The sequence below is a fragment of the Collimonas sp. genome (genome assembly GCF_044339385.1).
In the GTDB taxonomy this organism is placed as follows: domain Bacteria; phylum Pseudomonadota; class Gammaproteobacteria; order Burkholderiales; family Burkholderiaceae_D; genus Collimonas.
On record NZ_JBIIVN010000122.1, the window covers coordinates 1 to 7,780 of the forward strand.

General features: G+C 56.0%; 6 protein-coding genes and 2 pseudogenes. All 8 read left to right on the forward strand.

Translation table 11 applies throughout. From position 1 onward, the window contains the following. A pseudogene (gene glnA, locus ACIQ0R_RS09395) lies at positions 1 to 453 on the forward strand (glutamine synthetase); the annotation flags it as partial. 209 nt (positions 454 to 662) lie between these two features. Next, positions 663 to 1,166 carry a DUF4124 domain-containing protein gene (locus tag ACIQ0R_RS09400; protein ID WP_395826487.1) on the forward strand — a complete coding sequence of 168 codons (504 nt, stop codon included), beginning with the start codon at positions 663 to 665 and terminating at the stop codon, positions 1,164 to 1,166. A gap of 318 nt (positions 1,167 to 1,484) precedes the next feature. After that, positions 1,485 to 2,567: pseudogene (gene glnL / locus ACIQ0R_RS09405) on the forward strand (nitrogen regulation protein NR(II)). A gap of 96 nt (positions 2,568 to 2,663) precedes the next feature. Next, complete coding sequence (ntrC, locus tag ACIQ0R_RS09410; protein ID WP_395826489.1) at positions 2,664 to 4,187, forward strand: nitrogen regulation protein NR(I); 1,524 nt, start codon at positions 2,664 to 2,666, stop codon at positions 4,185 to 4,187. A gap of 413 nt (positions 4,188 to 4,600) precedes the next feature. Then, complete coding sequence (locus ACIQ0R_RS09415; protein ID WP_395826491.1) at positions 4,601 to 5,002, forward strand: hypothetical protein; 402 nt, start codon at positions 4,601 to 4,603, stop codon at positions 5,000 to 5,002. A gap of 27 nt (positions 5,003 to 5,029) precedes the next feature. Next, positions 5,030 to 5,188 (forward strand): hypothetical protein, encoded by a 159-nt coding sequence (locus ACIQ0R_RS09420; RefSeq protein WP_395826493.1) that lies wholly within the window; start codon positions 5,030 to 5,032, stop codon positions 5,186 to 5,188. A gap of 208 nt (positions 5,189 to 5,396) precedes the next feature. Then, positions 5,397 to 7,298: a propionate--CoA ligase gene (locus ACIQ0R_RS09425; RefSeq protein ID WP_395826495.1), complete on the forward strand. Its 1,902-nt coding sequence runs from the start codon at positions 5,397 to 5,399 to the stop codon at positions 7,296 to 7,298. Positions 7,299 to 7,476: 178 nt separating this feature from the next. After that, complete coding sequence (locus ACIQ0R_RS09430) at positions 7,477 to 7,734, forward strand: GNAT family N-acetyltransferase (RefSeq protein WP_395826497.1); 258 nt, start codon at positions 7,477 to 7,479, stop codon at positions 7,732 to 7,734. Positions 7,735 to 7,780: the final 46 nt, after the last annotated feature.

Sequence of the window (7,780 nt, forward strand, 5' to 3'; positions counted from 1 at the left end):
TACAAACGTCTGGTTCCAGGTTTTGAGGCGCCGGTCAAGCTGGCTTACTCGGCACGCAACCGTTCGGCTTCGATCCGTATCCCGCACGTGGCAAATCCAAAGGGCCGCCGCATCGAAACCCGTTTCCCGGATCCGCTGGCGAACCCATACCTGTGCTTTGCAGCATTGCTGATGGCAGGTCTGGACGGCGTGCAGAACAAGATCCATCCAGGCGAAGCAGCGTCGAAGGATCTGTACCATCTGCCACCAGAAGAAGATAAGCTGATCCCAACTGTTTGTTCTTCATTGGATGAAGCACTGGAGGCGCTGGACAAGGATCGCGAGTTCCTGACCCGTGGCGGCGTATTCAGCGACAGCATGATCGATGCCTACATCGATCTGAAGATGCAGGAAGTTCAACGTTTCCGCATGACGACCCATCCGATCGAATTCGACATGTACTATTCGGTGTAAGTCGTTTCGCAAGTTGCGACTGTCGCTCTGCGTGATGCAATAGCGGCGGTTCAGCAAGATAAAGGACAGGAAAGGTTTTCCTGTCCTTTTTGTTTTTATGGACTGGTTTTCGGCAATAATATGACGCTGCAAGATGGTTTGTCATTGCCAATTTCTTGACATAAACTAGGGTTCCCACCGAATTGCGAAGAAAGTCTATGAAGCGTCCTATGTTGCGTTTTTTTCAGCGAGTACTTTTGCTGGCCGGGGTTGGCATCTCCGCCGGCGCCGTTCACGCTCAAAGCGAGGTGTATCTCTGCGTGGATCAGAATGGCGTTAAGGAATACAAGAACACCGGCGATACCAAGGGCTGCAAACGCGTGAGTCTGCCGCCGCTGACGGTCAGTTCCTCCGGTAAACCGAATGTGGGCGGTGCCGCTGCAACGCCTGGCAAGCCAGCAGCCGGTACGCCGCCGGATTTTCCTAAAGTGGATAACGGTACGCAAAAGGCACGCGACAATGATCGCCGCCAGATATTGCAGGATGAATTGAAAAACGAACAGCAGCGTCTGGCCAATCTCAAGAAAGATTACAATGACGGCGCGCCGGAGCGGCAGGGTAATGAACGCAACTATGTCAAGTACCAGGAGCGCGTCGCATCGATGAAAGAGGATATCTCGCGCAGCGAGAAGAATATCGAGGCACTGAACCGCGAATTGGCAAATCTCAAATAATCGCTTTGCTTGGTATTAACCTTGCTTAATGGATAAGGCCGCGTTTGCGGCCTTTATTTTTTCGACGCACCATAATGTGGCGATCTTGCATATTCTCTGCCGACATCTTTGGTAAAGCTTGTTATGCTCGGAAAATGTACCATTCAGATGCGGCGCATCCGGTCGCTGTGCATGTACCGCATTCGGTTTTCCGACATGTCTGCTGCGGGCTGAAAGCCGCGCCGGATGTTGGGATCTTGATTGCGCATTGCGCTACTTGCATTTCGTCACGTGCATTTCCTCACGTGCATTTCTTCATGTTTATTACAGGGATTTCGGATGTCAACAAAAAACGCTGAACGTGCGGCGCTTGCCAGCCTCGCCATGCTGGCAAGCGCCGTACTGCTGCTCGATCCGCATGGATGCCTGGTATTTGCCAATGCCGCAGCGGAAAATCTGCTGGAAAGTTCCTGTCGCTTGCTGGTTCAGTAAACCCTTTCCGATCTGTTCCTCAATCCTGAGCAGTTGCTCGTGATTTTTCAGCAGGCGCTGGAACACCAGTTTGACGATTCGCGCCAGGACATGATTCTGGAGCGTGTGGGCCGTGAGCCGCTGTGGGTCGACACTATTGTCACCGCTCTCGACAATCCTCAGGTGCCGGTACTTATTGAGTTGCGCGAGAACGTGCAGCAGCTCAAGCTGGAGCGCGAGGGGCGCTTGATCGATCAAAGTCAGGTCAACAAAGAGCTCATTCGCAATCTCGCGCATGAAATCAAGAATCCGCTGGGCGGTATTCGCGGCGCCGCGCAATTGCTGGAGCTGGAGCTGCCAGAGCGCCATCTGAAAGAGTTGCGCGAGTACACCCAAGTCATCATCAAGGAGGCAGATCGGCTGCAGACTCTGGTGGACCGTTTGCTGGCGCCGCACCGGCTGGCGCAGATCGTCGGCGACGTCAATATCCACGAGGTATGCGAGCGGGTGCGGCGCCTGATTTTCGCTGAATTCCCTAGCGGACTGACCATCAGGCGCGATTACGACTTGTCGATTCCGCAGTTTCGCGGCGACAAGGAACAATTAATCCAGGCCATCCTGAACATTGGCCACAATGCAGCTCAAGCACTGCATGAACGCATCAAAGCGGGTGATGCCGAGCTGACTTTCCAGAGCCGGGTGGTGCGTCAGGTAACGCTGGCCAAGGTCCGTTACCGGCTGGCACTAGACTTGCGTATCATCGACAATGGACCCGGCATTCCGGTCGACATCCAGGAGCGCATTTTTTATCCATTGGTATCGGGCCGCGATGGCGGCAGCGGCTTGGGATTGACGCTGGCGCAAACTTTTGTGCAGCAGCACATGGGCGTCATCGAATGCGAAAGTCGGCCGGGATGTACCGATTTCAGAATTCCGATACCGCTGCCGTGAACTTGCGGTCGGCTTACCCGCCGGCCGTCGCGGCAATGACAAACCAGTCAAGCAAGTTCGTGAGCGGATTCTTGATGCAGTATAAAGAGAAAAGATATGAAACCAATCTGGATTGTTGACGACGACGAATCGATTCGATGGGTGCTTGAAAAAGCGCTGGCCCGCGAAAACCTGAGCACCAAGAGTTTTTCCAATGCACGCGACGCGATTGAAGCGGTGCAAACCAGTACCCCGCAAGTGCCGGTCTCCGACATTCGCATGCCGGGCTCGTCTGGTCTGGAGTTGTTGCAAATTGTGAAGGCGAAGTTTCCTGGCGTTCCGGTTATCATCATCACCGCCTTTTCCGATCTCGATTCTGCCGTTGCCGCATTTCAGGGCGGGGCGTTCGAATACCTGGCCAAGCCGTTCGATGTTGACAAGGCGGTTGAACTGATCCGCCGCGCGCTGGAAGAAAGTCTGCGTGAAGCGAATGTCGAACAAGCCGCTGCCGAAACTCCTGAAATCCTCGGTCAGGCGCCGGCGATGCAGGATGTGTTTCGCGCTATCGGTCGCTTGTCGCAATCCAATGTGACGGTACTCATCACCGGCGAATCGGGCACCGGCAAGGAATTGGTAGCGCGCGCATTACACAAGCATAGTCCGCGCGCGGCACAACCGTTCATCGCGCTGAACACCGCGGCAATACCAAAGGATCTGCTGGAATCGGAATTGTTCGGTCATGAGCGCGGCGCGTTCACCGGCGCCCAGGCTTCACGCCGTGGACATTTCGAACAGGCCGAAGGCGGCACTTTGTTTCTCGATGAAATCGGCGACATGCCGTTTGACTTGCAGACTCGGCTGTTAAGAGTGCTTTCCGACGGTCATTTCTATCGGGTCGGCGGCCACCAGTCGCTGAAAGCTAACGTGCGGGTCATTGCCGCAACTCACCAGAACCTCGAAACCCGCGTGCGGGAAGGACTGTTTCGGGAAGACTTGTATCATCGTTTGAATGTCATCCGGCTGCGCTTGCCCAGCCTGCGCGAACGGCGCGAAGATATTCCGATTCTGACCCGTTATTTCCTCGGTCAGAGCGCCAAACAACTGGGTGTTGAAAGCAAGCGGGTATCCGATAGCGCGATGCGTTTCATGAGCGGCCTGGAACTGCCGGGTAACGTGCGGCAATTGGAAAACCTGTGCAACTGGATCACTGTGATGGCGCCAGGCCAGACCGTTGAGATCAAGGATTTGCCGCAGGATCTGGTGAGCGGCCGTGAGCAAGGTACGCAATTGGAAAGCCCGGCCAGCAGGCCGGTGGTTTCTGACTCGCTGTACTCGGCAGTGCCAGTGATAGCAACTGCCAACACGGCGCATCAGGAAGTTGTCGCGGCACCGACCTTGCCGGCTCCCCACCAGCAGACCTGGATTGCCCTGCTCGAAACCGAAGCTGCCCACATGCTTAGCAACGGCGACGCCGATGTGATGGATGTGCTGGGGCGTCAGTTTGAATCGGCGCTGATAAAGATTGCATTGCGCCACACACATGGTCGCAAGAACGATGCCGCGGTGCGTTTGGGTATTGGGCGCAACACCATCACTCGCAAGATCCAGGAGCTGGGGATCGACGGCGCCAAGGATGACTAAGCCGGATTGCTCCGTGTAGCTAGTGAAACGCAGATCTGACTCCTTGGTGCAGCCCGCCCGCGCTGATCGCCAGATATTGGGCAACGCGGGCAATTTGTATCATTTGCACCGCTTGCCCGATCATCCATCGCGTTGCGTAATACAGGCTCGGCCTGCGGGCTGCGCTATTATTGCTCTTCATAATTCCTCATAATTCTTCATAATCCGCACTACTGTCTTGGCGCGCTTATTGTCGCGCGATTGACCGATAATGAGGCTACGCGTTTTTCAGCGAATGAGGTCTTTATGTTGTGCTTAAAATTTAACATTTACCCCGATTGGCAGCCGCCAAGAATGCCTGTGTGCGGCAGGGCAATGCCTGCTCTTGGCAGGGCGCGGCCGCACGTAATCTGATGCCACAAAACTGGAGCAACATGACTGTTTTTTTTAATCCCCGTATCGCTTCTGCGTTGATACTTACGGCCTTGCTGGCTGCTTGCGGCTCCACCGTGCCGTTGACCGAGACCAAGCCGGAACCGGTAGCGCCGAATCTGTTGAATCTTGCGCCAACGGCAGCCCCGGGAGCGAGTTTGCTGAGCGGTAATTTTTATTGTGAAATGGGTAATCGTGTTGATCTCGTCAGCGATAGCGGCGGCGACGTCAAATTGATCTGGAAAGGGCGCAGTTATCCGATGCTGGCAGTGACCACGACCACCGGTGCGGTACGCCTGGAAGACAAGGCCAGCGGGTTGGTGTGGATTCAGATCCCGGCCAAGTCGATGCTGCTCAATTCCAAACTTGGACAGCAATTGGCCAACGAATGCAAGCTGCGCTGAGGCGTAATTGAAGATGTGCCGTTGCCTATGCAACGTTGCAACTTCGTTGGCGCCTCGGCAGCCCGCTATATCGCCTACAAATATGCCGGCGCCACCCGGCTGCTAGCCGAGTCGGCGAATCTGCCCGATAACCAAGGCGACCACCCCAGCAATTGCCGACGGGCTTTCATGCAATGTCAAGGCTAATTTGGGGCGGCAAGTGGCGGTCAAACAACTGCGCAGGATTCTGGAGCTGTCGCTGCAACAGAAAAAGCTGGAGGACATGGCAGTCAACGAGTATGTTGACCGGTATGTGAGTTGAAAATGGTACAAGGCACCCGCAGAGGTGCAGGTAACACGTGGGCCGGAAGGCTTGCCAAGCTTACGATTCTTTACAAGAAAACCAGGAGACAGCATGAGTTTTGCCACCTTTTACCAACGCTCGATTGATGATCCCTGCGCATTCTGGAGCGAGCAAGCCAGGCGGATCGACTGGCATCACCCGTTCTCGCAAGTGCTTGACGACAGTCGGCCCCCGTTCGCCCGATGGTTTGTCGGCGGCACCACCAACTTGTGCCACAACGCGCTTGACCGCTGGGTCGCGACACGTGGCGATGAGCCCGCGTTGATTGCCATCTCGACCGAAACCAATACTGAAAAAACCTATTCCTTTCGCGCGCTGCAGGCTGAGGTGATGCGTACCGCCGCCATCATGCAAGCGCTCGGTGTTGGGTGCGGCGACCGGGTTCTGATCTATATGCCGATGATTGCCGAAGCGATGTTCGCGATGTTCGCGATGCTGGCCTGCGCCCGTATCGGCGCGATTCATTCGGTGGTGTTCGGCGGGTTTGCCTCGAACAGCCTGGCAAGCCGGATTGACGATGCAACGCCGACATTGATCGTCTGCGCCGACGCCGGTTCACGTGGCGGCAAGGTCGTGCCTTACAAGGTATTGCTGGATGATGCGATCAAGCTGGCGCGGCACAAGCCGGCGCATGTGCTGATGGTCAATCGCGGCCTGGCGCCGATGCAAATGGTGGCAGGCCGCGACGTCGATTATGCCCAGCAACGGCAACTGCACATCGATGCCAAGGTGCCGGTGTTATGGCTGGAATCGAATGAAGCTTCCTACATCCTGTATACCTCCGGCACCACCGGAAAACCCAAGGGCGTGCAGCGCGATGTCGGTGGCTACTCGGCGGCCTTGGCGACCTCAATGGACGCCATCTTTTGCAGCAAGCCGGGTGGAACTTACTTCTGTACATCCGACATCGGCTGGGTAGTGGGCCATTCGTATATCGTCTATGGGCCGCTGATCGCAGGCATGGCGACGGTATTGTATGAAGGATTGCCGATCCTGCCTGATGCTGGTATCTGGTGGAGCATTGTCGAGAAGTACAAGGTGACGCGTATGTTTTCGGCGCCGACTGCGATTCGGGTGCTGAAGAAACAGCCGCCGGAATTGATGAAAAAATATGATCTTGCATCGTTGCAGGCCTTGTATCTGGCTGGCGAGCCGTTGGACGAAACGACTTCCAGCTGGATATCGGCTGCGCTCGGCGTGCCGATTGTCGACAATTATTGGCAAACCGAATCCGGCTGGCCGATCGTGACGATCGCAAAAAATATTGAAGATAAGCCATGCAAGCTGGGTAGCCCTGGCGTGCCGATGTACGGCTACCAGGTGCGTCTGCTGAACGAAGCGACCGGTACCTTGTGTGCTGCCAATGAGAAGGGCGTGGTGGTGATCGAGGGGCCGCTGCCACCTGGCTGCATGCAAACCATCTATGGCGACGACCAGCGTTGTATCGATACTTATTGGGCAACCCGGTCGCCGCAAACCGGGCGAGCAATGTACTCCACATTCGATTGGGGTATTCGCGATGACGATGGCTATTATTTTATCCTCGGCCGCACCGACGATGTCATCAATGTCGCCGGCCACCGGCTTGGTACGCGTGAAATCGAAGAAAGTATTTCCAGCCATCCGAATGTCTCGGAGGTGGCAGTGGTCGGTGTCGAAGACAAGCTCAAAGGACAGGTTGCCGTAGCCTTTGTGATTCCCAAGGTGGCCGACAATACGGCAGAAGGACGGGCGGCGCTGGAGACGGAAATCATGCGCGTGGTCGATAAGCAAATCGGCAGCGTTGGCCGGCCGGCCCGCGTGTACGTGGTCGGCCTGCTGCCGAAAACCCGCTCCGGCAAACTGCTGCGACGCTCGATCCAGGCGATCTGCGAAGGACGCGATCCAGGCGACCTGACCACCATCGAGGACCCGTCTTCACTGCAGCAGATCAAGGATGCGTTGCGCGGATAGTTGCCGTCTGGCGCGGCGCGCTGGATGCCAGCGACCTGGCATAGTGGTTCAAGCACCGGCGATTGCGCGGTATGATGGCGCACTCGTCCGTGCAACCTTATCGATTACCATGACCCACGCTATCCGCCAGGCAACCATTGCCGACGCTGCCGCGATTTGCTAGATCTACAATCCCTATGTGCTGGACACCACTATCAGCTTCGAAACCGAGCCGCTGACGCCTGAGCAAATGGCCCGGCGGATTACTGATATCAGTGCGTCTCTGCCGTGGCTGGTATGTGTCGACGACGGCCAGATTCTCGGCTATGCGTATGCCACAACATGGCGCGCTCGCGCAGCCTATCGGCACGCGGTGGAAAGTTCGGTGTACCTGTCTGAGCTTCCCTCGATTTTTCGTCTTCCAACAGGTGGCTTTTATGCCGCCTGTTTTTCCTGATGTTGCTCAGTGAGCCAGTCATCTAAATACTGGCAGGGTGAACGAT